This window comes from Agriterribacter sp., assembly GCF_035445465.1.
GTDB lineage: Bacteria > Bacteroidota > Bacteroidia > Chitinophagales > Chitinophagaceae > Agriterribacter.
In genome coordinates this window covers 130,969-153,244 of sequence record NZ_DAOMQT010000005.1, presented here as the reverse complement: position 1 = coordinate 153,244, position 22,276 = coordinate 130,969, and the positions used below count along the sequence as shown (strand labels likewise).

20 protein-coding genes and 1 tRNA gene are annotated in these 22,276 nt (G+C 40.9%); 13 read left to right on the top strand and 8 right to left on the bottom strand.

The window, feature by feature from the left end; translation table 11 throughout:
• Nucleotides 1–14: 14 nt before the first annotated feature.
• The 6 genes from PLE34_RS04675 (at nt 15) to PLE34_RS04650 (ending at nt 4,941) form a co-directional block, all read left to right on the top strand.
• Nucleotides 15–1,013, top strand: a complete 999-nt coding sequence (locus PLE34_RS04675; RefSeq protein ID WP_324554619.1) for a hypothetical protein — start codon at nt 15–17, stop codon at nt 1,011–1,013.
• A gap of 211 nt (nt 1,014–1,224) precedes the next feature.
• Complete coding sequence (locus tag PLE34_RS04670; RefSeq protein ID WP_324554618.1) at nt 1,225–1,437, top strand: hypothetical protein; 213 nt, start codon at nt 1,225–1,227, stop codon at nt 1,435–1,437.
• 110 nt (nt 1,438–1,547) lie between these two features.
• Nucleotides 1,548–2,018, top strand: a complete 471-nt coding sequence (locus tag PLE34_RS04665; RefSeq protein ID WP_324554617.1) for a hypothetical protein — start codon at nt 1,548–1,550, stop codon at nt 2,016–2,018.
• Nucleotides 2,019–2,023: 5 nt separating this feature from the next.
• Nucleotides 2,024–2,317, top strand: coding sequence for a hypothetical protein (locus PLE34_RS04660; RefSeq protein ID WP_324554616.1), 294 nt, complete (start codon nt 2,024–2,026; stop codon nt 2,315–2,317).
• Nucleotides 2,318–3,195: 878 nt separating this feature from the next.
• Nucleotides 3,196–4,593, top strand: a complete 1,398-nt coding sequence (locus tag PLE34_RS04655; protein ID WP_324554615.1) for a S49 family peptidase — start codon at nt 3,196–3,198, stop codon at nt 4,591–4,593.
• 141 nt (nt 4,594–4,734) lie between these two features.
• Nucleotides 4,735–4,941, top strand: a complete 207-nt coding sequence (locus PLE34_RS04650) for a hypothetical protein (RefSeq protein ID WP_324554614.1) — start codon at nt 4,735–4,737, stop codon at nt 4,939–4,941.
• Here the strand turns inward: PLE34_RS04650 and PLE34_RS04645 are convergent.
• From PLE34_RS04645 to PLE34_RS04615, 7 genes are all read right to left on the bottom strand, one after another.
• A complete protein-coding gene (locus PLE34_RS04645) occupies nt 4,938–8,993 on the bottom strand; it encodes a phage tail tape measure protein (protein WP_324554613.1) in 4,056 nt (1,351 codons plus the stop codon). The genes PLE34_RS04650 and PLE34_RS04645 overlap by 4 nt on opposite strands.
• A 555-nt stretch (nt 8,994–9,548) precedes the next feature.
• A tRNA-Val gene (locus PLE34_RS04640) sits at nt 9,549–9,623 on the bottom strand.
• A gap of 127 nt (nt 9,624–9,750) precedes the next feature.
• Complete coding sequence (locus PLE34_RS04635) at nt 9,751–11,169, bottom strand: Glu/Leu/Phe/Val family dehydrogenase (protein WP_324554612.1); 1,419 nt, start codon at nt 11,167–11,169, stop codon at nt 9,751–9,753.
• A 63-nt stretch (nt 11,170–11,232) separates the two neighbouring features.
• Entirely contained in the window at nt 11,233–11,460 is a 228-nt protein-coding gene (locus PLE34_RS04630; protein WP_324554611.1) for a CcmD family protein, read from the bottom strand.
• Nucleotides 11,453–12,121, bottom strand: coding sequence for a cytochrome c biogenesis protein CcsA (gene ccsA / locus PLE34_RS04625; RefSeq protein WP_324554610.1), 669 nt, complete (start codon nt 12,119–12,121; stop codon nt 11,453–11,455). Before ccsA ends, PLE34_RS04630 begins: the two co-directional genes overlap by 8 nt.
• A gap of 60 nt (nt 12,122–12,181) precedes the next feature.
• Nucleotides 12,182–12,838 carry a heme exporter protein CcmB gene (locus tag PLE34_RS04620; RefSeq protein WP_324554609.1) on the bottom strand — a complete coding sequence of 219 codons (657 nt, stop codon included), beginning with the start codon at nt 12,836–12,838 and terminating at the stop codon, nt 12,182–12,184.
• A 228-nt stretch (nt 12,839–13,066) separates the two neighbouring features.
• Nucleotides 13,067–13,636 carry a thymidine kinase gene (locus tag PLE34_RS04615; RefSeq protein WP_324554608.1) on the bottom strand — a complete coding sequence of 190 codons (570 nt, stop codon included), beginning with the start codon at nt 13,634–13,636 and terminating at the stop codon, nt 13,067–13,069.
• A 96-nt stretch (nt 13,637–13,732) separates the two neighbouring features.
• Here PLE34_RS04615 and PLE34_RS04610 point away from each other — a divergent pair, with 96 nt between their 5' ends.
• The gene (locus tag PLE34_RS04610) at nt 13,733–14,440 is read left to right on the top strand and encodes a DUF8457 domain-containing protein (protein WP_324554607.1); all 708 of its coding nucleotides are present in this window, start codon (nt 13,733–13,735) and stop codon (nt 14,438–14,440) included.
• On the opposite strand, the gene PLE34_RS04605 is transcribed toward PLE34_RS04610, so the two are convergent.
• Nucleotides 14,413–15,690 carry a 3-deoxy-D-manno-octulosonic acid transferase gene (locus PLE34_RS04605; protein WP_324554606.1) on the bottom strand — a complete coding sequence of 426 codons (1,278 nt, stop codon included), beginning with the start codon at nt 15,688–15,690 and terminating at the stop codon, nt 14,413–14,415. The two genes, PLE34_RS04610 and PLE34_RS04605, sit on opposite strands and share 28 nt — an antisense overlap.
• Nucleotides 15,691–15,787: 97 nt before the next feature.
• Between PLE34_RS04605 and PLE34_RS04600 the strand changes: the two genes are divergently transcribed.
• From PLE34_RS04600 to rfbC, 6 genes are all read left to right on the top strand, one after another.
• Complete coding sequence (locus PLE34_RS04600) at nt 15,788–16,918, top strand: DegT/DnrJ/EryC1/StrS family aminotransferase (RefSeq protein WP_324554605.1); 1,131 nt, start codon at nt 15,788–15,790, stop codon at nt 16,916–16,918.
• A gap of 12 nt (nt 16,919–16,930) precedes the next feature.
• Nucleotides 16,931–18,286 carry a UDP-glucose dehydrogenase family protein gene (locus tag PLE34_RS04595; RefSeq protein ID WP_324554604.1) on the top strand — a complete coding sequence of 452 codons (1,356 nt, stop codon included), beginning with the start codon at nt 16,931–16,933 and terminating at the stop codon, nt 18,284–18,286.
• A gap of 12 nt (nt 18,287–18,298) precedes the next feature.
• A complete protein-coding gene (locus tag PLE34_RS04590; protein ID WP_324554603.1) occupies nt 18,299–19,273 on the top strand; it encodes a UDP-glucuronic acid decarboxylase family protein in 975 nt (324 codons plus the stop codon).
• A gap of 5 nt (nt 19,274–19,278) precedes the next feature.
• Nucleotides 19,279–20,574 (top strand): nucleotide sugar dehydrogenase, encoded by a 1,296-nt coding sequence (locus tag PLE34_RS04585; protein WP_324554602.1) that lies wholly within the window; start codon nt 19,279–19,281, stop codon nt 20,572–20,574.
• Nucleotides 20,574–21,638 carry a dTDP-glucose 4,6-dehydratase gene (gene rfbB, locus PLE34_RS04580; RefSeq protein ID WP_349770538.1) on the top strand — a complete coding sequence of 355 codons (1,065 nt, stop codon included), beginning with the start codon at nt 20,574–20,576 and terminating at the stop codon, nt 21,636–21,638. The genes PLE34_RS04585 and rfbB overlap by 1 nt, the downstream gene beginning before the upstream one ends.
• 68 nt (nt 21,639–21,706) lie before the next feature.
• Complete coding sequence (gene rfbC, locus PLE34_RS04575) at nt 21,707–22,267, top strand: dTDP-4-dehydrorhamnose 3,5-epimerase (protein ID WP_324554601.1); 561 nt, start codon at nt 21,707–21,709, stop codon at nt 22,265–22,267.
• Nucleotides 22,268–22,276 lie beyond the last annotated feature (9 nt).

Here is a 22,276-nt window from a genome sequence, read left to right as displayed (position 1 = left end):
AACACAAAACAATCATGAAAAAAATTACAGGAATTTTCGGCCCGCATGGCAGCGGTAAAACTGCCAGATCCAGACAGGTTATCCCTGCCACTCCCATAGGCAATGTTATTGAAATAGATGTTTGCCAGCATGAAATAAAAAATGCAAAGGATATAGGATGTACCGATGAAACGAAAACTCTTATTTTAAAAAACATTCCGGACCAGGAGGCTTTTGAGCGCTTAGCTGATATTGTTGCACCGTTTCTTTCAGAAGATTCCGGCATTAGTCACATCGTTTTTACGTCGGCTAATGTTAATCCATTTTCCTTGCCAGAAAAAATAAAGGATCAAATGGAAATCATTAAAATTGGTTTTGAAAATGAAAAACAACTGATCTATTCGGATGATGATCTATATAAAGATGAAATCGCCGTTTTGGAGCGCCTGGCAAAATACATCAATGAAATCATTAGGATTTTCGTGTCTTTTTCAGTTGGAACATTTATAAAGGAGGAACTACTTGATCTGATTTTCAATACCAAAAAATTCGTTTCTACAAAACAAATTAATAATGGCGAGGTTGTAGTTAACAATCTAAAATTAAATAAGGAAAAATTAATGGAGCTGGTAGAGCTGCCGGAAGATTTTGGTAAGCTGGAAAAAATAATCAACCTGGCACAAACCCAAATTCAGAATATAATGATTAGCCAGCGCATTGCTTTGCCCAGTGATGTATTCAAGCTTTACATTTTCGATCAGAATGACAATCTTGAGCTTAAAACAAGAGTGTACCAAAAAGTAAAGGAGGAAACTGAAGTTTACATAAACAGTGTCGAGGCAAAAAAAGCATACTTTTTTGCTAAGGAGTTTGTGGGCCTTCTTAAAAAATATAAAATAGAACCGTTTTATCATGAATCTGTGATTGGTGCTTACATTACTGCCGATAAAAAAGGGAAATACGTTGTGAACACGAAGGGCATCAAAAGCCGTGAAATTAATAACATGGGATTTCATAGCTTCTCAAAAAACTGAAAAAATTATTTGTATCTGCAATAAATTTTTATACTTTTGAAGTGCAAGAACTATTTAAAATATCAGTTGCATATGCAAATCCACCAAACTTTTATTAAGTCAACTTTTGGGAACGCCGTACCGGTGAAAGTCCGGCAGTCTTTTTATTGCTATGCAATATATAGTTCTTGCAGCGAGCGTTCCTATTTTTTAACCAATTCAATCTTTTACAATGCAAGAACTAAAAGACGACAAAGTAATTATCATCCAGACCCCAAAAGCCAATCCACATGGCAAAATGAAGTTACCTCCTGATGAGCAAAAATTAGTTTCGCTTATTGCGAAAATCATCGTGGATAAAACGCTCAACGAATCTACCATCCATCCAGGTGTAGATAGTTCACCAGATAAAGAATTTATGCCGGCAGCTCCATTTGCTCCATAGCAAACGGTTGAAATTTCATTTAGAATTATTCTGCATTTATCAGTAATGCATTGCTATAGCCTGCCATGCAGCGCTGTAGCCTATTTTTAAACCAATTCAATAAAACAATCATGAACACAATCCAGGAGTTAGTAAAAATATCAAGATTTATTTCAGATAATTTAAATCTTCTCAGTGTGGAAGAATTAGGACGGCTAATAAGGCAGCAAAGCTTATTAAGCTCAAAAGTCCATGAAGAAGTTGTTTCCCAGGGAACAACTGTACATGGAAAAGCAACACTAAAAAACTCAGTTTATCAAACAACAATATCAGAAGAAGATAACTTAACGGAAAATCAGGAGGAAGTGAGCCGATTACTTTATAACCTGGTTGAAAACTTTAATCACAACCAGAAAGAATACAATGAACTATTATTTGACCTGGTATTTGGTCTTATGGCTGCTGAAGAAACCTCAGACCGAGATGAATGGTATAGGATCCGCATAATGCTCCTTTATAAAGTGATGATGGATTTGGGGCAATGCCTTTTCCCTAATTCATATATTAATAAGCCGATACCGGCAAAACTCAAAGCAATATAATCATTATGGAAGACGAAGAAAATGCAACCAGAGGTAAAGACGGTAATCCGCTTACAGCTGTAAGCACTTTTAAAATGTATCGGAAACTGCTAAGAACAAGGCTTGATACTGATAATGAAATAAAACAGACTTTGTTATCAAACGCATATGTATGGATGGATGAAGTTTTACCTACTATATACAAACACATTAACCTGGCAACCGATACAATTTTTTACATTGACACTATTTTGAGTTTGTCAGACACAGACCAGGCCAAGGTGGTAGAAATTAAAAAACCCCCGGGTAAGAATAACTGAGCATTCCAGCTTATCCACATCGTTAAAGCTTTTCAATGGGCAATTTGCCCGCTGAAAAGCTTTTTTGGCTGCAGCAACTACCGTTTATGCAGCAGGTAGTTGCTGAATTTATTTCTGCAATAATCGGGAATCCCCATCCCCGCTTCAATCTATTCTTTAGGAGTTCTAAAAAGCCTGTTACAACTGTTACAAATTATTATATTTTCCTCTAAAAATAAGTATAGTAAAGGGTTTGAGCATGTAACAGCAATTTTACATAGTCCATTTACTGTTACAATTTGTTACAAGTCGTTACAACTATATATTACTTTGTAACAGTGTTGTAACAATGTGCTGTTACAAGGTTTTGGAGTATAGAAACCAATACCAGCAAGGGTTTTAAAATTTTGTAACAGTGTAACAGTAAAATGGGGAATTAGCAGCAACTTTCTGGTTCTGCACCTGTATTTTCCATCCAGATCATGATTTTAGAGAGGTGCACCTGCATTTTTTTGGGTGATTTCGCCGTTTTCGAGGTGCTTTTTTGCCTCTTTTTTTCATATTTTCATTGATAATCAATGATATAATTTTCAATTTTTCCCAAAACCAAAAAAAATGGCTTAAAAACCGCACCCGCCCTATCAGCCAGAGGTGCGCACTTATGGTCCCGAAAAGGGATATATGGTTGCAATTGCAACCATTTTTTTTAAAAATCCTTTATCCGGAACTAACAGGGCGGGCAGCAATTCAGCCCGGAATATATTTAGGCTAAAGACTTGATGATATAGGCGGTTTGATTTGTCCTGTAAGCTGATGAAAGGGTATCTGCAATTGTTTTCATTTGTCCTTTTCACAGCAATCTATTGTTTAGATTTTTGTAAGGAATAAAAATATTTTATATGCAAATAAATCACACAATTTCAGCCATCTTAAGGGGTAAATGGCTACTGGATAAACAATGGGCCCAAGCACATAGACCGCTGGCTATTCGCCTCATGCAAGGGGAGCCGGTTGATTTTGGCTTTGCCACTGCTGGTAAAAGAATAGATCCGGATGGAAGTTCCGATGCTGTTAAATCTCATCCAGCAGAAAGAATAGCAGCAGCACAGAATGTATTTTCAATAAGTAGACATACAGATTTAAGGGAATTACCCAATGGATCTATTGTCATGGTTGATATTTTCGGACCGCTTTTGAAGCATGGAGATATCTGTAGTTATGGCATGGCTGATTATACCCAACTCATTAACCAATTAGCCATAGCCAGTAACGTTAGCGGTATATTACTAAACATTGATAGCCCTGGTGGACAGGTTGATGGTACTTCTATGTTATCCCAGGCAATAAAGGAAGCAGGCCGTAAGAAACCGATAATAGCAATCATTGATGATGGTATGGCGGCCAGTGCTGCAATGTGGATAGCCAGCGCCGCAAAAGAAATATATGTTACCCAAAAGACGGACCAGGTAGGAAGTGTTGGAGTGTATGTCACTATCGCTGATTGGGATGCACATTACCAGGATTATTTCAAACTCAAAGTAAAGGAGATATATGCACCGCAAAGCACAGATAAGAACCGGGATTATATTGAAGCTTTAAAAGGTAATGAAGATCCATTGAAAGAAGATCTTTCAGTAATTGCTACCCATTTTATTAATACTGTTGCAACCAATAGAGCCGGTATTATTAAGGGGAATGACTGGAAAACGGGTAAGATGTTTTATGCTAAAGATGCAGTAGAAATAGGACTTATTGATGGTATCAAATCGGTAAGCCAGGTTGTAAAAAGAATGGAGTTGCTGATATCTACAAATAAGCAATCGGGTTCAAATACAGTGACTTCTAAAGGTTCCGTTAACGAAGCATCTAAAAGCTTGATCACCACGAAACCCAATGTGGTACAGAATCGAAGTGCAGTAGCTCCAGCAGCCACTATTACCAGTAATTCACCCAATAAATTGCAAAATGAAAAGCCGGGTAGTTTAAAGGATGATGGCAGTAAAGCTTTGGCGGATAAATATGTAAACAGAAAGCAAAATGCAAATCCAGGTGCTGAGCAAACCGGTAAACGTGGCATATACGTGGATGATGGCAGTAAAGCTTTGGCAGGCACTTACAAGCCTGTTGACCATAGCACTAAACCAAGCTGGCTTGTAGACGATGGCAGCAGAGCTTTGGTAGGCACATACAAACCAGTTAACCATAGCACTAAACCAAGCTGGTACCAGGATGATGGCAGTGAAGCCCTGGTTAAAGGAAAAACCAGTGAAAAAAAAGAAAGTGCTGTGCCTTGCTAATAAATAGGTTTCCAACTATAAAAATTAAAACCCGGATGATCTCCGGGTTTTTTTTGGCTGTTGCTATATTAATAAAAACACTGATAAATATACTCCGTTATTTTTGCACCCACAATGCCGTTATATAAATTCACCATATTATTGAGGGATCAGGCAAATCCTGTAAGTGGCGTTCGGGAAATTGCTTCACCTGATATTGATACCGTTTACCGTACTTACAAATTAAAAGCTGAAGCAAAATACTCTGAATATAAAATCAAATCATTTGAAGTAGTCATGATCAGTAAATTATCAGATGATGGTAAAAATTTCCTATCTAAAAAAAGAAAGCCAATTTCGGATTTCTAAAGTGCGCTGGCTCTCTTAGCATCATCATATAGTTTTTCTTGTTCCCGGTATTCTTTAATACTCACCCATGCTTTTGAATTTGTTTTCCAATTAGATACCGCTTCAAGTGTTTCCTGCTGCTTATTGGTTGAGCGTTGCTGTTCTGAAACAATTTGGCCCAAAAGCATTTCGATATTATTAGATCCCGCTGCTGTTGATCTTTGATCCAGAAAGCCGCCGCCTGCCATTATTTTGGGCATTTCTGGATTTATGTTTACCCTGGCACCGGTTGCCCAGCTTGCACCACCGTTTCGTGCATTCAGGAAGCTGGTTATCTGTGCGCCGGTACCGGTAACACTATAACGCTTTTGATCTCTCATAGCTGCAGCACTCATTACCGCCTCATCCCGCTCAATTAAAACCTTTGTGCCTTTACCTGGTTCATTGTGTTTTGGTCCCGATTTTAGCCAGTAACCAGTGCCTAATTCCGGCAAAGGTTCATTCGCAATTGCGGCCACTTGCAGGGCACCGGCTATACCGGTTGCAATTGCCAGGGCTAAACCAACAGGGCCACCATACGCCAAAGATGAAGCAATACCCGCTGCCACATTAATAACTGCGTTAAATAATTTCAACGCCTTCTCTCTTTTTGCCTGTTCACGCTGTATTTCCTTAACTTTTTTATCTAACTCAGCATCAGCTTGTTCTACCTTCCTGTCATACTGAGCTTTGCTTATCAGCTTATTGTCGAGTTGCTTTTTATATTCAATTTTCCTAACATCATTTCTCTGCTTTTCCTCAGCCAGTGCTTTATCTTCTTTGGCTTTTATAAAATCATTAATGGATCCCCAAACATTTTGAATAAGTTGTCCATAGTCTCTAATGTAAGCCGCAATGGTATCCCAGAAACTTGCATTAGCCCCTGCAATTTTCTTATTATAATCATCCATGATTTTTTGAAAAATGGGGCTTTGCTTCAATAATGCTTCCGTAGCCTCAATGCCGGCATCTTCCATTTCCTTTTTAAGTGCTGCAATCCTTTGATCCCTTTCATTCTTTGCCTGCTGGATCTGCTCTTTCCTTTTGCCGCCTGGTCCCTTTGCGTTAAATGTGCTTAATTGCAGTTCCTGCCTGGCTTCTTTTTCCAGTTCAGATAGTTTTTCACGGGCTTTTGCCTGGTTTAGTAATTCATCGGTTAATGATTTTTCAAGTGCAGTTTTATCCTTCACAAGTTCCGCACCTGCTTTATCAACAACATCTGCATACACCTGATGTATGGCTATACGTTTGGCAAGCTCTTTTCTTTCAATGTTGGTCAAAGCTTTAGCATAAGTATCGCCATCAATTAAACCTTGACTGTATTTTTCAAGCTGTGCTCTCCGCTCTTCTTCTGCTTCCCTTTCAATTCGCTCTATATTTTCAGCATACCTTTCTTCATTTATTTTTTTAGTACCTGCGTCCTCATACTTTTTATGGAGTTTTAGAATCTCCTTGTACTTATCTTCTTCTAATTTTATTTCTGTTTCATTAAGCGTTTTTTTACTTATCGCAGTCTTAATATAGAAATCCCGTGCACGCGACATTAGCTCTTCATACTTAGCTGTAACGGCTGCTATCTCTTTTGTTTCGGCATCTTCATCGGCAATTGAAGCCTGTGCACGCATCTTTTGTAAGTCGCGTTGAAATTTTTCAAAATCTTTCTTCAGGTTGTCGTATTCTCTATTAAATTTTTTGTCAGTAACAGTAGTGGTAACGTGCTGTGTATTTGTCCCTCCCTGTTCGACACCTCCATTACCTGCATCCGGTAAATTTTTTACAACCGAATCCTGTATTGATTTTTCAAGCGCTGAAATTTCATCGTTTAGTTTAGCCACATCTTTAAAAATTTGTGGGGCTAAACCAACACCACGGTTAAAGTTTACACTGGTTGTAATTTGATCTTCAGTAAAATTGCTGCGGGCACCTCCATCAATATTTCTTATATCTGCATATCCCTGTTGCCTGGCTTTTCGTTTTTCAACCAGTAAGCTGTATTTGGCTTCAGCTTCAGCACGGGCAGACAACTGCTCTATATATTTTTTAAGCAGGTTTGTACCTTCAGCAGTGTTGAGGTTTTCAAGTGTAAGTTTGCTCAGATATTCCGGAGCAATTGCAATCAATGCTTTCAATGCTTTCTTTCTGTTATCCAAACTTTCATTGTTATCGTTGGCAACCCTGGTAAGCAGCTCAATTTTTGTTTTAGTTTCTTCAGTTGCTTCGCCTACCCTCTTGGAAAGTTCGGCGCCCACGCGCTGAGCTGCTGTTAATTCCTTCGTCTTGCTTAATATTTTATCCAGCGCGAAGCCTACAGCAATTAAGGCTGTTGCAATAAGTCCGATGACATTGGCACTTATTGCACGGTTAAAAAGCGTCCATGCTGCTGCAGCCCTGGTTATATTACCTGTTAGTAAGTTATACCCCGCTGATAAAAGCAATATTGCAATCCTTCGGGCGGCTAAAACACCATCAGCAATCATGGCCGCCTTTTCCAGCGCCCATGCAGCAGCAGTTAATAGTATGTTTTTGGTTAATAAGGCGAAGGATACTGCAAGTGCAATAATGGTGAACTTATAGCGCTCAAAAAGCGCAGGTAAATCTTTTAAGGCCTGTATAAATCTTAAAGTCGCATTTGCTGCTGAAGTAAGCAGGTCTTTAAAAACATTGTTTTCTCTTAGTTTGTCGAACTCTTTTCCAATCTTTTCAAGTGTTGCTGCCAGATCATTGTTTTGTATACCAAATTCTTTTGTTATAGATGTTCCATCCTGGAATGCAGCATTTGACAATTGGATCTGATTGCGCAATATCTGAGTATTATTTGCCAGAGTACCCAAAACGCCAATTACCCGGCCGCCATCCAAACCAAGATCCCCCAAAGAAACAGCCAGTTCATTAATACCGTTTGAATTTTTCTTTACCCCTTCCAGCATCCGGATGAGAGCACTCATAAAATCCTTTTCTAACAATGCTTTGAAGTCGCCAACATTCATGCGGGCATATTTGGCAAACTGCGTTGAATCGGACGCCATTTTTATAAAGAGCTTGCTCAATGCGGTGGAAGAAACTTCAGCCGTTTGTCCAAATTGATCAAGGGTAGCACCCAAACCTAAAATTTGCTGAATATTAATGCCTGCCAATGGAGCAACACCGGCCATTCTTTTACTGAAATCAACCATATAATCAGCACCGGCATTGCTGGCTGCACTCAGTTCATTAATAGCACTCCCAATTTTCAAAAGCCCGTTTTCAGTACCAAATAATTCCTCTGTTTTAAATACCTGGCTTATTTTACCAAGGTTTTTCATTATCTCCTCTGTGCCACCGGAAAGATCATCTCCTAAAGCAACACTCATCTGATCCGCGGCCCGAACAAATTCAAGAATAGCCTGGGGGCCTTCCTTTCCTAATTTACCAGCAGCCACCGCCATTTCCCTGAGTTTTGAGGCGGATGTTCGGGTATCAATTTTCAGTAGTTCATCATTTAATCCCTTTACAGCTTCTTCTGATAAACCGGTAACCTTTCGGATATCCGAAAATTGTCCACTCAGTTTAGAAAGTCCGGATATAACGCTTTTGATCTGGCTGGTAATAAACTGAAATCCCAGGTAACCGACTACAACGGTACCAAAGGATTTAATTTCATCCTTCAGTTTACTGGTAAAAGTAGTGAAGCCCTGCATCCCGGTTTTTACACTATGTAACCGGGTTTCAACCTGTTTTATAGAGGCATCGAGTTTTTTATATTCGTCACTGAAAGGCGTTACGCTGCCCCGTAAGTTCTTTAGGGTGTTAAGTTCCCTTACAAGTTCCTTTTGACTTAATGCTGCCAACCCTATTTGTTTTTTGAGTGCATCCATTGCACCGGTAACCTGACCTAACTCAGCTTTTTTTGAAATATATTCTTTGGTTCCTTTTGTTAAGGCTTGCATCTCAAACTTAATGTCAGCAGCTTTTTTTCTCAGGTTATTGAGTTCGTTTTGTGCCTTATTGCCATTTACGTTAACACTAAGGTTAATGATATCGGTGCGTACACTCATTGTATAATTGTTTGAATGATGATTGCTATTTATTGCCCTTGCAACATGGCAATTGTCATAGCTAAAGTAGTTGAGTGTACAGGCGGGAAAAAGGACAAGTAAAGTTATTTGATAATGCTTTTTTGTAAGCATCCGTGTGCTGCAGCACACGGATGCTTAACCTGAAATAGTATCCCAGGATTAAAATGAACGGGCTATGGTTAATGTAAACGGATCCAGCAAAGGGAATGGTTGGGTAAATTCTACGCTCACAGCTTTCAATATGTTCTGTTAAAGATGATTACGGCTATATGGTCAATGGTCTATAGAGACCATAGTTGCTAAAGGAAGATAGCCAAGATAATTTTTAATGGAGATCTTAAATTTCGGACATAAAAAAACCGGACATACTTATGTATACCCGGCAGGCTCATCTAAATGTCTTCGCACTTCAAATATACGCTTATTATTCAGTCCACTTCATTTTGTATAAAAATGGATATGTATGTCAAATTGTATGCAAATACCAAAAACAAAAAAGGGTCTCATTTTCATGAAACCCTTATCTGTATTGTGTGGGAGCACACGGGTTCGAACCGCGGACCCTCTGCTTGTAAGGCAGATGCTCTGAACCAGCTGAGCTATGCTCCCAATATTTTTTTAGAACTTCTTTTTACCTCTTTTTGTAAAGGGAGTGCAAAGATAAGAGATCAATTGTTTTGACAAAATTTTTTTCCATTTTCGCAATAGTAAAAATAAAATAGTCTTAGCTTTCATTTTACGGAAATATCCCCAGCTCCGCGTAACTGGTTCCTACTTTATTGATGGCTACTACATAGGCTGCAGTACGCATATCCGGAATGTCGGGATTGCTTATCCAGGTTTCTACTATTTCTTTTGTTGCACCCATCATGGTTTCTTCCAAACCGCTATACACCAGGTCCGCTTCATTTGGGCCATGCATAATAATTTCTTTTTCCCTGTCGCTTACTGTTTTTCCTGTCAAACCCTCCATTTGGGCAAGTATGCTGCGGTTTTGATTTTCCGTAAAGCGCTTTTCCATTCTTCCATACCTTACGTGGCTCAGGTTTTTAAGCCATTCAAAATAACTTACGGTAACCCCCCCCGCGTTAAGGTACATGTCGGGCACTACCAGCACTCCTTTTTTTATGAAAATTTCGTCTGCTTCCGGGGTCAGCGGCCCGTTTGCCGCTTCTCCTATTATTTTGGCTTTTATTTGTGAAGCATTGTCGCCGTTAATTACATTTTCCAGGGCGGCGGGTATTAAAATATCGCATTCCAGCTCCAGCGCGTCAGATGAATGCAGGATATTGGTAGCGCCCGGGAAATTTAGGATAGTACCTTCTTTCTTCCGGTGCTCCCGCACTTCCTCTTCATTTAACCCTCCGGCATTAAAAATGGCGCCTTCGTATTCTGCCAGTGCAATTATTTTTGCTCCGCCTTCACGAAAGAATTTAGCGGCATGATAACCTACATTACCCAATCCCTGTACCACTACTTTTTTTCCTTCAATGCCCACAGGCAGTCCTGCTTTTTCCATCAGGCCGGGCATTGAGCATATTTCTCTGATACCGTAAAAAACACCCAAGCCCGTTGCTTCTCTTCTGCCCCGCACACCACCCTGCGAAACAGGCTTCCCGGTTACACAGCCCAAAGCATCAATTTCACCGGGTTTCATACTGGTATACGTATCTAATATCCACGACATTTCCCTTTCCCCGGTTCCATAATCCGGTGCGGGAACATCCGTTCCCGGTCCTATAAAATTTTTCTTGATCAGCTCATGCGTATAGCGGCGGGTGATCTTTTCCAGTTCATACGGCGTGTATTTTTTAGGATCAATATTAATACCGCCCTTCGCACCCCCGAATGGAACGTTTACAATAGCACATTTATAGGTCATTAAAGCGGCCAGGGCCATTACCTCATCGAGGTTTACGGTGGTGGCAAACCTTATGCCTCCTTTACAGGGTGTTTTATGATGGGAATGTTGTACGCGGTAAGCTTTTATTACTTCAATCTTATCACCTATTTTAACCGGGAAATGCATACGGTAAACCGAATTGCACAGCTTGATCTGTTCTAATATTCCGGGATCCCAGTTGGTGAATTTTGCTGCTTTATCAAAGCTTGCTAAAACAGCATCAAAGAAACTATACTCCTCGTGAGCAGTCATATCGCAATATTTTTAAAATACCAGTCGTGGGTGAATAATAACCAGGCTGAAAACTTATGGTTTTTATGGTTTCTGATTTTCCTTTTCCAGCCTGCTTACTTTCCGGTCTATGTTAATGAGGAAGATGAACAATCCTATGAAAATGATCGCAAGTACGGCTACCACTACGTAAATTTTACCGTTACTGCGTAATCCGTCTGCCATTTCCACTTTTTCCTGGGCGTAGATAAATGGTGCTGCAACAAATAATAATACAGCTAACAGGAGCTTTTTTACGGGTGAACTAAGCATGTAAGAGATTTTTATCTTCTATTTTACGAAAACGAATAATGATAGAACTGAGCCAGATACCCAAAAGAATAAAACCAGGTACAGCGCCAAACCAAAAGATGATCAGCATACGTGCATCCATGTCTCTCGGGTCTGCACCAGGATTGCCTGCGCCTCCGGGATGTAGGGATTCTACAAGCCGGGGCACTATCCAAAGTGCAGGAAAAAGCATAGCGAACGCGAAAATATTATATACGGCACCAACCCTTGCCCGCTTATCAATGTCAATCATGGAATTTCTCAACACAAAATAAGCGGCGTAAACAAGCAATGCCATAGCAGCGCCAAGTTGTTTAATATCATTGCTCCATGCTTTGCCCCAGGTGTAGTTTGCCCATATAGCACCGGTTACCAATCCTAATATGCCAAACAGCATACCTGTGCGGGCATAGGCCGTGGCGTATATGTCGTACAGCAGATCGGGCTTGCGCAAATACTTAACAGAGTAAACAACAGAGCAGGTAAATAATACCATCATACCAAACCACATGGGCACATGGAAATAAATGTTGCGGATGGTTTCGTTGAGGATTTTTTTATGAGGCACTTCTAATAACAATCCGCCAACGAGGGTATATAAAAGCAAAATAATACAGAGTATCTTCCACCAGGATTTTTTCATCCTTTGATTTATTATTTAATTAGAGCAAACGTACATCAATTTAATGAATGGACAATGAGTTTAGTCTTTCCACAAAAAGGGGAAGAGGATAACAGCCATAACCATAACCAGCGCGTCTAACCCCAGGAGCAGCCAAACCATATCCGACAGGGCGCCCGCCTGGAACGCCTCGCCCATTCCCGCTTTGGAAATGCGCATCAGCAACAGCAATTGCGGAATAATGATCGGGAAACCCATTATGGCCATCAGCGACGCCTGCTGCTGCGCTTTTGCGGCAATAGCGGCCAGCATGGTAAACACAAGGCTTAGGCTTACCGAACCAATGCATACAATACCGGTAAACTGCCAGAAGTGCAACAAAGGGTTGCCCAGCAGTACGCGAAAAAGCAGGAGGCTGATCAGGCTCATCAGCAGCATAATAAAAGTATTATACAATAACTTGGCAATGATAAATTGCTGGGGCCCAGCAATCACATAAAAATAGAGCATCCGCCCTTTCGTTTCCTGCAAAAAGCTTTTAGCTACAGCGTTTACGCAAATAAACAACTGGATCATCCAGAACAGGCCGTTCCAAACGGTGCTTTCGGGCTGTTGTATGGCTAAGTATAATACAAATATGGAAGAGGCAACATACAGCAACACACCGTAAAACGTATATTGTTGCCTGAGTTCCAGCAGCAGGTCTTTTTTTAAAAGCGTTATGATGTGTCTGTACATGCGGCAAAGTTAGGGGATAGAGCGGAATGCGGAAGGGGTGGGGTTGTTACAGGTTACAGGTTTCAGGGAGAGAGACGGAGACGGGAAACGATAAACGGGAAAGGTGAAAGATTTATTCTCTCACTTCTCACGTTTTACTTCTCACCATAAGTTTGCAGGTTGCACAGTACATTTTTTGCTATCAACCCCCGAATCAGAAATCAAAAAATCAGCAATCATAAACCCCAATTATTCTTTCAGGTTATAGCAATAGCGGCACCTGGGCTCATAAATATCGCTTTGGCCTATTACTACCTGTGCATCATTAGGTGTTTTGCGGTAAGAATAATTAGCGATGTTGCCACAGCGTACACATATGGCGTGAAGCTTGGTAATGTATTCGGCCGTAGCGAGCAAACCGGGCATCTGTCCAAACGGCTTGCCCGAATAATCCATGTCCAGTCCGGCAACAATTACTCTCATACCCTGCAAAGCCAGGTGATTACAAACAGCCGGGAGGTCATCATCAAAAAACTGTGCTTCATCAATGCCAATTACATCCACTCCATGCGAAAAAGACAAAATGACTCCGGCATTTTCAACAGGCGTGGATAAAATAGCGTTCTCATCGTGGGAAACGATTTGTGTTTCATGGTATCGCCTGTCAATGGCGGGTTTAAATATTTCCACTTTCATGTTAGCGATCTTCGCCCGTTTTAATCTCCGGATTAGTTCTTCCGTTTTTCCGCTGAACATGGAACCGCAAATCACTTCTATCCATCCTTTTCTTTCTCCTTTTATATGCGGTTCAGTAAACATTTGTGATTATTTTATGGCAAGGTGTTTGTAACTTCACCGAAATTTATGTATAATATATTCTTAAATTAAACAAACGCTCAAAAATACCATATTCGAATGGAACGTATCGGCGTTTTAATAAACAAATTACAGGAGCTCTATCAGCAAAATGCCCCCGCTGAGCAAATCATCCATATAGTGCAGATGTTACAAACGGAGCTGTTCCTGCTCAAACAGCAGCAACATACACCCGAACGTAAAAAAATTGCAGTAATGATGCCGGGTGGCGTACCTGCTGCAGCGGAACAAGCTTCCGGTAGAGTGAACAACAATACCTCAAAGGAAAGTGACGGATTGGATATCGGAGCTGAAGGAGATATACCGGCAATTGCACTGCCAGCAAAAAACGGATCAAATCATAAGGAAACCATAGCCACCCCCCGGTTTAACGTACTGGAGGAAGTGCCTACCCTGGCTCACCAGCCACAGGTAAAAGAATTGAATGAAGTAATAGGAAGAGGGGAACCCTCTATTAATGAAAGGTTATTTGAACGAAGAACGGAGTTGGGCGAAAAGCTAAAAGAAGAGCCGCTGAAGGATATAAAAAAAGCAGTGGGAGTAAATGACCGCTTTATTTTCATCAGTGAACTTTTTCGCGGCGATGAAGACATGTATGAACGGTCGCTTAAAACTATTAACCGTTTTACCATTTATCCTGAAGCCGAGTTTTGGATATTGCGTGAGCTGAAGCTTAAATTAGGATGGAACGAGGAACACCCGGCGGTAAAGCAATTTGATCAGTTGGTTAAAAGGAGGTTCCTGTAAATATAATCCAGTATATGACCGGTGGCGCCGGCATTAGCATACACATATTGTTTCGCGGCATCTCCTCTTTCTTTCAGTAAAGTCTCATCATTCCACAGCTTATTGAGCTCATTTTCTAATTCCAGTGCATTTTCGATGCTAATGGCTCCGCCCGCTTCTTCCATTTCCACCGCTTCAAAGTGCCGCTGGTATACCGGGCCAAAGAAAACCGGTTTGCCGTACACCGCGGCTTCCAGGATATTATGAAGCCCCGAATCGCCAAACCCGCCGCCTACATAGGTAATGTCGGCATATTGATATAAACGGGAAAGCATGCCTATATTGTCAATAATCAGGGTATTGATCACCGTTGATTCATCAATTATATCATCGTTAAAAGAGTTGGCCTGCAATGCCGAAAAAAGCACCGAATGGGGAAATTCCTTTTGCAGGTCTTTTATATTTTCTTCGTCCACTTCGTGGGGAGCTATTATAAATCGTATATCCGGGTTCACTTTAACGTAGTGTATCAGCTCTTCTTCATCTTCTGTCCAGGTGCTTCCGGCAACCAGTACCCTGTGTCCCCCGCAAAATGCTTCTACCTTGGCAATGGGTTCAAATGCCTGCGCAATTTCAATTACCCTGTCGAAGCGGGTATCGCCCGCCACCGTTACATTTTGTTCAAAGCCTTCGGTCTTTAAATATTGAGCGGATAATTGGGTTTGTACAAAAAGATGCGTGAAGCAGCTAAAGAGCTTTCTGCGGTATACCCTGTAAAATGGGCTGCTTTTTAGTACGGTGCCCGACAACAGCAGGAGTGGAATTTCTTTTCTTTTTAATTCTTCCAGATAATGCAGCCAGAATTCGTATCTCACCCAGAGTACTAAAGTTGGATTAATGTATTGCACGAATTTCCGGGCATTGGAGGGCGTATCAAAGGGCAGGTACCATACCGCGTCTGCACCTTTATAGTTTTTCCTGATCTCATATCCCGAAGGAGAAAAAAAAGTAACGATCACTTTCGACTGAGGATGCAGGAGCTTAATTTTTTCCAAAACCGGTCTTCCCTGCTCAAATTCACCTAAAGAGGCACAATGCATCCATATTACAGGGCGGTTATCATGTGGTAAATTTTCCAGCGTTTGCTGCAATTTTTCAAATAGCCCTTTTCGCCCGTTGACCCATTGCTTCGCCTTGGGATTCCATTGCGAAGCCAGTTTCATGGCAAAGCCATATAGCGCAATAAACAAATTGTAAAATGTTGTAACCACTTTTATAATGATTAAAATATGTTACAAAACTAATACCTATTGTTTATCCTCTGTATATTTTACTATTTTTGCACCCATTTATAAAAAAGAAGAATATATGCGGCCTATTCAAATGGTAGATCTTAAGCAACAGTACGAGCACATCAAGCCTGATGTGGATGCGGCTATCCATAGCGTGCTCGACAGTTGTGCTTTTATTAATGGAAAGCCCGTTCAGGATTTCGCAAAGCACCTGTCTGCTTATTCAGGTTCAAAGCATATAATACCCTGCGCTAATGGTACCGATGCCCTCCAGATTGCTTTAATGGCGCTGGGGCTTCAGCCGGGAGATGAAGTAATTACGCCTTCCTTTACGTATATTGCCACCACCGAGGTAATTGCTTTGCTGCAGTTAAAGCCCGTTTTTGTTGAGGTGGATACACAAACCTTTTGTATTTCGCCGGAAGCTATTGAAAAAGCCATTACTCCAAAAACCAGGGCAATAGTACCGGTTCATTTGTACGGGCAATCCGCCAACATGGAAGCGATCATGCAGATAGCTGAAAAGCACAACCTGTATGTAATAGAAGATAATGCGCAGGCAATAGGCTGTGATTATACCTTTAGCAATGGTGTAAAAAAGAAAACAGGCACTATAGGCACTATTGGCTGTACTTCATTTTTCCCTTCCAAAAATCTGGGTTGTTATGGAGATGGAGGCGCTATATTTACCGATGACGACCGGTTGTCTGAACAGTTAAAAATGATCGCTAATCACGGACAAAAGATAAAATACTATCATGAAGTAGTGGGCTGCAATTCAAGACTTGATACCTTACAGGCTGCCATATTGGATATTAAGCTTAAAAAGTTAGATGCATATATTGCTGCCAGGCAAAAGGCTGCTGCTTATTATGATAAGGCATTTGCAGGGCATCCAAAAATTACAACTCCCTATATAGCATCCTATACGAATCATGTTTTTCATCAGTATACATTGATTTTAAATGATGTAAACAGGGACGGGCTTAGTAAATACCTGGCAGAACACCAGGTTCCTTCCATGATTTATTACCCTGTGCCTGCCCACCGGCAAAAAATGTTTGAAGCATTTGGGGGGGGAGCTTACCAGTTACCTCAAACGGACTGGCTAACGGAAAGGGTTATTTCTCTGCCCATCCATACGGAATTAGAGGAAAACCAGCTTGCTTTCATTACACAAAAAGTAATAGCGTACATTAATAAATAAATTCGTACTTCAATGAAAATTGCTGTAGTAGGAACGGGATATGTTGGATTAGTTACAGGAACCTGTTTCGCCGAAACCGGTAATGCCGTAACCTGTATAGATATTGACAAAACCAAAGTGGAAAAATTATCCGCCGGGGAAATTACCATATATGAACCCGGGCTTGAGAAGATATTTCTCCGGAACCTTAAAGAAGAACGTTTACATTTTACTACCAACCTGTCTGAAGGAGTAGAAGATGCTGAAGTTGTTTTTTTAGCATTGCCCACACCTCCCGGTGAAGACGGTTCGGCCGATTTGAAATACATACTGGGTGTTGCAAAAGAACTGGGCAAAATCATTAAGCCCGGTCAATACAAGGTTATTGTAGACAAAAGCACGGTTCCCGTTGGAACTGCCGGGAAGGTAGAGCAGGCTATAATTGAAAGTGCCGGTGGCGTAATTACCAGTGGGGAGAAGGACACAATAGCAGGTGCTTTTGATGTAGTGTCTAATCCTGAATTTTTGAGGGAAGGAGTGGCTGTTGATGATTTTATGAAGCCCGACAGGGTGGTCATAGGCACCTCATCCGAAAAGGCCAAAAAGAAAATGACTGATTTATATGCTCCTTTTGTGCGTCAGGGTAACCCGGTTATCTTTATGGATAAACGCTCTGCTGAGCTCACTAAATATGCTGCCAATTCGTTTCTCGCCACTAAAATATCTTTTATGAATGAAATAGCCCAGTTGTGTGAAAAGCTGGGTGCGGATGTTGATATGGTTCGGCGTGGTATAGGAAGTGATGACAGGATCGGCAAACGGTTTTTATTTCCAGGCATCGGGTATGGCGGAAGCTGTTTTCCAAAGGATGTGCAGGCACTGGTAAAAAGCGCTGAAGACGTTAGCTACGACTTTAAAATACTCAATGCCGTAATGGAGGTAAACGGAAAGCAAAAATTACATTTGGTATCTAAAATAAAAAAGTATTTTAATAATGACCTGAAAGGAAAAAGAATTGCATTATGGGGATTGGCCTTTAAACCCAATACCGATGATATCAGGGAAGCGCCGGCACTGGAAATTATTGATGCGTTGCTGAAGGAAGGCGTAACGGTTGCGGCGTATGATCCGGAAGCCATGAATAACGTGAAGCAATTGGTAGGCGACAAAATTATCTTTTCCGGCAATCAGTATGATTGTTTAAAAGATGCTGATGCACTGGTAATTGCCACAGAATGGAATGAGTTCAGAACGCCGGATTTCCTGAAGATCGTATCTAATCTGAAACGGAAAGTGATCTTTGACGGCAGGAACCTGTTTGACGTGAATGCCATCAGAGAGCTGGGTTTCTATTATGAGAGCATAGGACGCCCGGTAGTTGCTCAATAACCAAATATAAAAATGAGAAAAAGAATAGTAATAACAGGTGCTGCAGGTTTTTTAGGGTCACATCTTTGCTACAGGTTCATCAATGACGGCTATCATGTTATTGGCATGGATAACCTCATTACCGGCGACCTGAAGAACATTGAATCCTTATTTGCATTGGAGCAGTTTGAGTTTTATCACCATGATATCTCAAAGTTCATTCACGTTTCCGGACCTGTAGATTATATTCTACATTTTGCATCCCCGGCAAGCCCTATTGATTATCTTAAAATTCCCATTCAAACCTTAAAGGTAGGCTCGCTGGGCACGCATAACTGCCTTGGACTGGCTAAAGCAAAAAGGGCAAGAATATTAGTGGCTTCCACTTCTGAAGTATATGGTGACCCGTTAGTACATCCGCAAACGGAAGATTACTGGGGAAATGTAAATCCTGTTGGGCCGCGCGGCGTATACGATGAAGCCAAACGGTTCCAGGAAGCCATAACAATGGCTTATCATACTTTTCACAATGTTGAAACCAGGATCGTTCGCATTTTTAATACTTACGGGCCGCGCATGCGCCTCAACGACGGGAGAGCCTTGCCGGCATTCATTGGACAGGCTTTGCGGGGTGAAGACCTTACCGTATTTGGAGATGGTTCCCAAAGCCGTTCTTTCTGCTATGTGGATGATCTTATTGAAGGCATTTGCCGGCTGCTGCACAGCAACTATGTTTATCCTGTAAATATTGGAAATCCTGATGAGATCAGTTTAAAGGCGTTTGCCGAAGAAATAATTAAACTTACGGCAACGCATCAGAAAATTGTATATAAACCGTTACCTACAGACGATCCTAAACAGCGGCGTCCTGATATAACCCGCGCAAAAGAAATATTGAGCTGGGAACCTAACGTGAATCGTGCGGAAGGGTTGAAAATTACATACGAATACTTTAAGTCTTTACCCAGGGAAGAATTATATAAGCTACCCAAAGAATTTAGAAAATAACTTTTATGTTGATCTACCAGGATATTATTGATAAAAAGGCAAAATTGGCCGTAATAGGATTAGGTTATGTAGGATTACCTATTGCACTTGAATTTGCAAAAAAAGTGAGCGTCATTGGTTTTGATATCAATGCCAAACGCATTGACATGATGAAACAGTCTGTTGACCCGAGTAATGAACTGGATGCTTCCGCTTTTGAAGGGTGTGATATTGAGTTTACCAATTCGTTGGAGGTATTAAGGGAAGCCAGGTTCTTTATTGTTGCCGTTCCTACGCCGGTTGATGATCACAATGTGCCCGATCTTTTACCGGTAAAAAAAGCTTCCGAAACAATTGGTAAAGTAATAAAAACGGGAGATTATGTGGTATATGAGTCTACCGTATACCCGGGCTGTACAGAAGAAGACTGTCTTCCTATTATTGAAGAGCTGAGTGGTTTGAAATTGAATGTTGATTTTAAATTAGGCTATTCTCCCGAACGCATTAACCCGGGGGATAAAGAGCATACCCTTTCCCGGATCATTAAAGTAGTGTCGGGTTCAGACGCGGAATCGCTGGAAGAAATTGCCAAAACATATGAAATAGTGGTTAAGGCGGGGGTGCATAAGGCCTCTTCCATAAAAGTTGCAGAAGCGGCAAAGATCATCGAAAATACACAGCGTGATCTGAACATCGCTTTAATGAATGAACTGTCTATTATTTTTGATATGGTAGGCATCAATACCTACGAAGTGCTGGAAGCGGCAGGCACCAAATGGAATTTCTTGAAATTCCAGCCGGGATTGGTAGGCGGGCATTGCATTGGTGTGGATCCGTATTATCTTACCTACAAATCCAGTGAGCTCGGCTATGAATCGCGGGTAATATTGGCCGGGCGGGTAATTAATGATGAAATGCCATTGTACGTGGCTAAAAAAATAGTGCAGCATATTATTAAACATGCTAAAGAAGCTACAGGGGCAAGGGTACTGATCATGGGCGCAACATTTAAAGAAAATGTAAGTGATATACGGAACTCCAAGATCATTGATATGATAAAAGAGCTGAGGGCATTTTCATTAAATGTTGATATTGTTGATCCGTATGCAGATAACGCAGAACTGCAGCACGAATATGGTTTTCCGCTTTCGCCCGCTATAGGCAAGAATTATGATGCTGTTATACTGGGCGTTCCGCATAACGAATATAAAAACTTAACGGAAGAATACCTGCTTGGTATAACCAACCCTGACGCTATTTTTGCAGACCTTAAAGGCTTATACAGGAATAAATTTAAGAATATCAAATACTGGAGTTTGTAATGGCGGAATATATTAAAACCATTGCCATAACAGGGGGCGCCGGTTTTATAGGTTCCCATGTTATCAGGTTATTTGTAAAAAAATATCCGGCGTACAGGATAGTAAATGTTGATGCGCTTACCTATGCCGGTAACCTGGAAAACCTGAAGGATATTGATCAGTTGCCGAACTATTCTTTTGAACACGCTGATATTTGTGATGAACAAAAAATGGATGCGTTATTCGGGAAGTATAATTTTGACGGTATAATACATCTGGCCGCTGAAAGTCATGTTGACCGTTCTATAATGGATCCGCTCGGGTTTGTAAGAACGAATGTACTGGGCACCGCGGTATTATTAAATACCTGTCGTAAATACTGGAATAACAATTATAGCAATAAGCTGTTCTATCACGTTTCTACGGATGAAGTATATGGCTCGTTGGGAGAAACCGGCTTCTTTACTGAGGAAACACCCTATGATCCCCGTTCACCTTATTCCGCTTCCAAAGCGGCTTCCGATCATATGGTAATGGCCTATTATCATACCTATAACCTGCCGGTGGTTATATCTAACTGTTCTAATAATTACGGATCGCATCACTTCCCTGAAAAGCTTATTCCATTAATGATCAATAATATTAAGCATAATAAACCTCTTCCGGTGTATGGAAAAGGCGAAAACGTGAGAGACTGGCTATGGGTGGAAGATCATGCCAGAGCTATAGATACTATTTTTCATAAAGGCAGAACCGGCGAAACATATAATATTGGAGGTTATAACGAATGGAAAAATATAGACCTTGTTAAGTTGCTGTGTGCTATAATGGATACAAAGTTAGGCCGGCCCAAAGGCCAATCTGAGCAACTGATTACCTATGTAAAAGACCGTTCCGGCCACGACCTGCGTTATGCTATTGATGCTACGAAGCTGAATAAGGAATTAGGATGGAAGCCCTCGCTTCAGTTTGAAGAAGGATTGGAAAAAACAGTAGACTGGTACCTGCATAATGACGAATGGGTCAATCATGTTACGTCCGGTCAATACCAGCAGTTTTATGCAGAGCAGTATGTAAAACGATAAAAGAACATTCGTATCTTCATAGGTATTTAGCAGCGTATAGTCTGCTGCGATAATACAATTAAGTTTTAATGCCATTTATAAAAACCGAATTTCCCGGCCTTATTATTTTTCAGCCTGTTGTATTTGAGGATGCAAGAGGATACTTTTTTGAAAGTTATAATCAAAACATTTTTCAGGCAGAAGGGTTGGACTATCAGTGGATACAGGATAACCAGTCTTATTCGCGCTACGGCGTGATCAGGGGGTTGCATTTTCAAAATCCTCCCAAAGCACAAACAAAGCTTGTGCGCACACTGCAGGGAAGAATATTGGATATTGCGGTGGATATACGAAAAGGATCGCCTACCTATGGTAAAGCATATAGCATAGAGCTTTCCGATGAAAATAAGCTGCAATTGCTCATTCCTGCCGGTTTCGCCCATGGCTTTTCCGTGCTGAGCGAACATGCTACCGTGCTTTACAAGTGCGATAATCTCTACGACAAAGCGGCGGAAGGAAGCATTGCTTATAATGACCCTTCTTTACATATTGACTGGAAAATTCCGCCTGATAAAATCATTTTGTCTGAGAAAGACCTTGCTCATCCCCCGTTTAAGATTTGTAACAATCATTTTGTATTCGAAGGATAATAACTATCC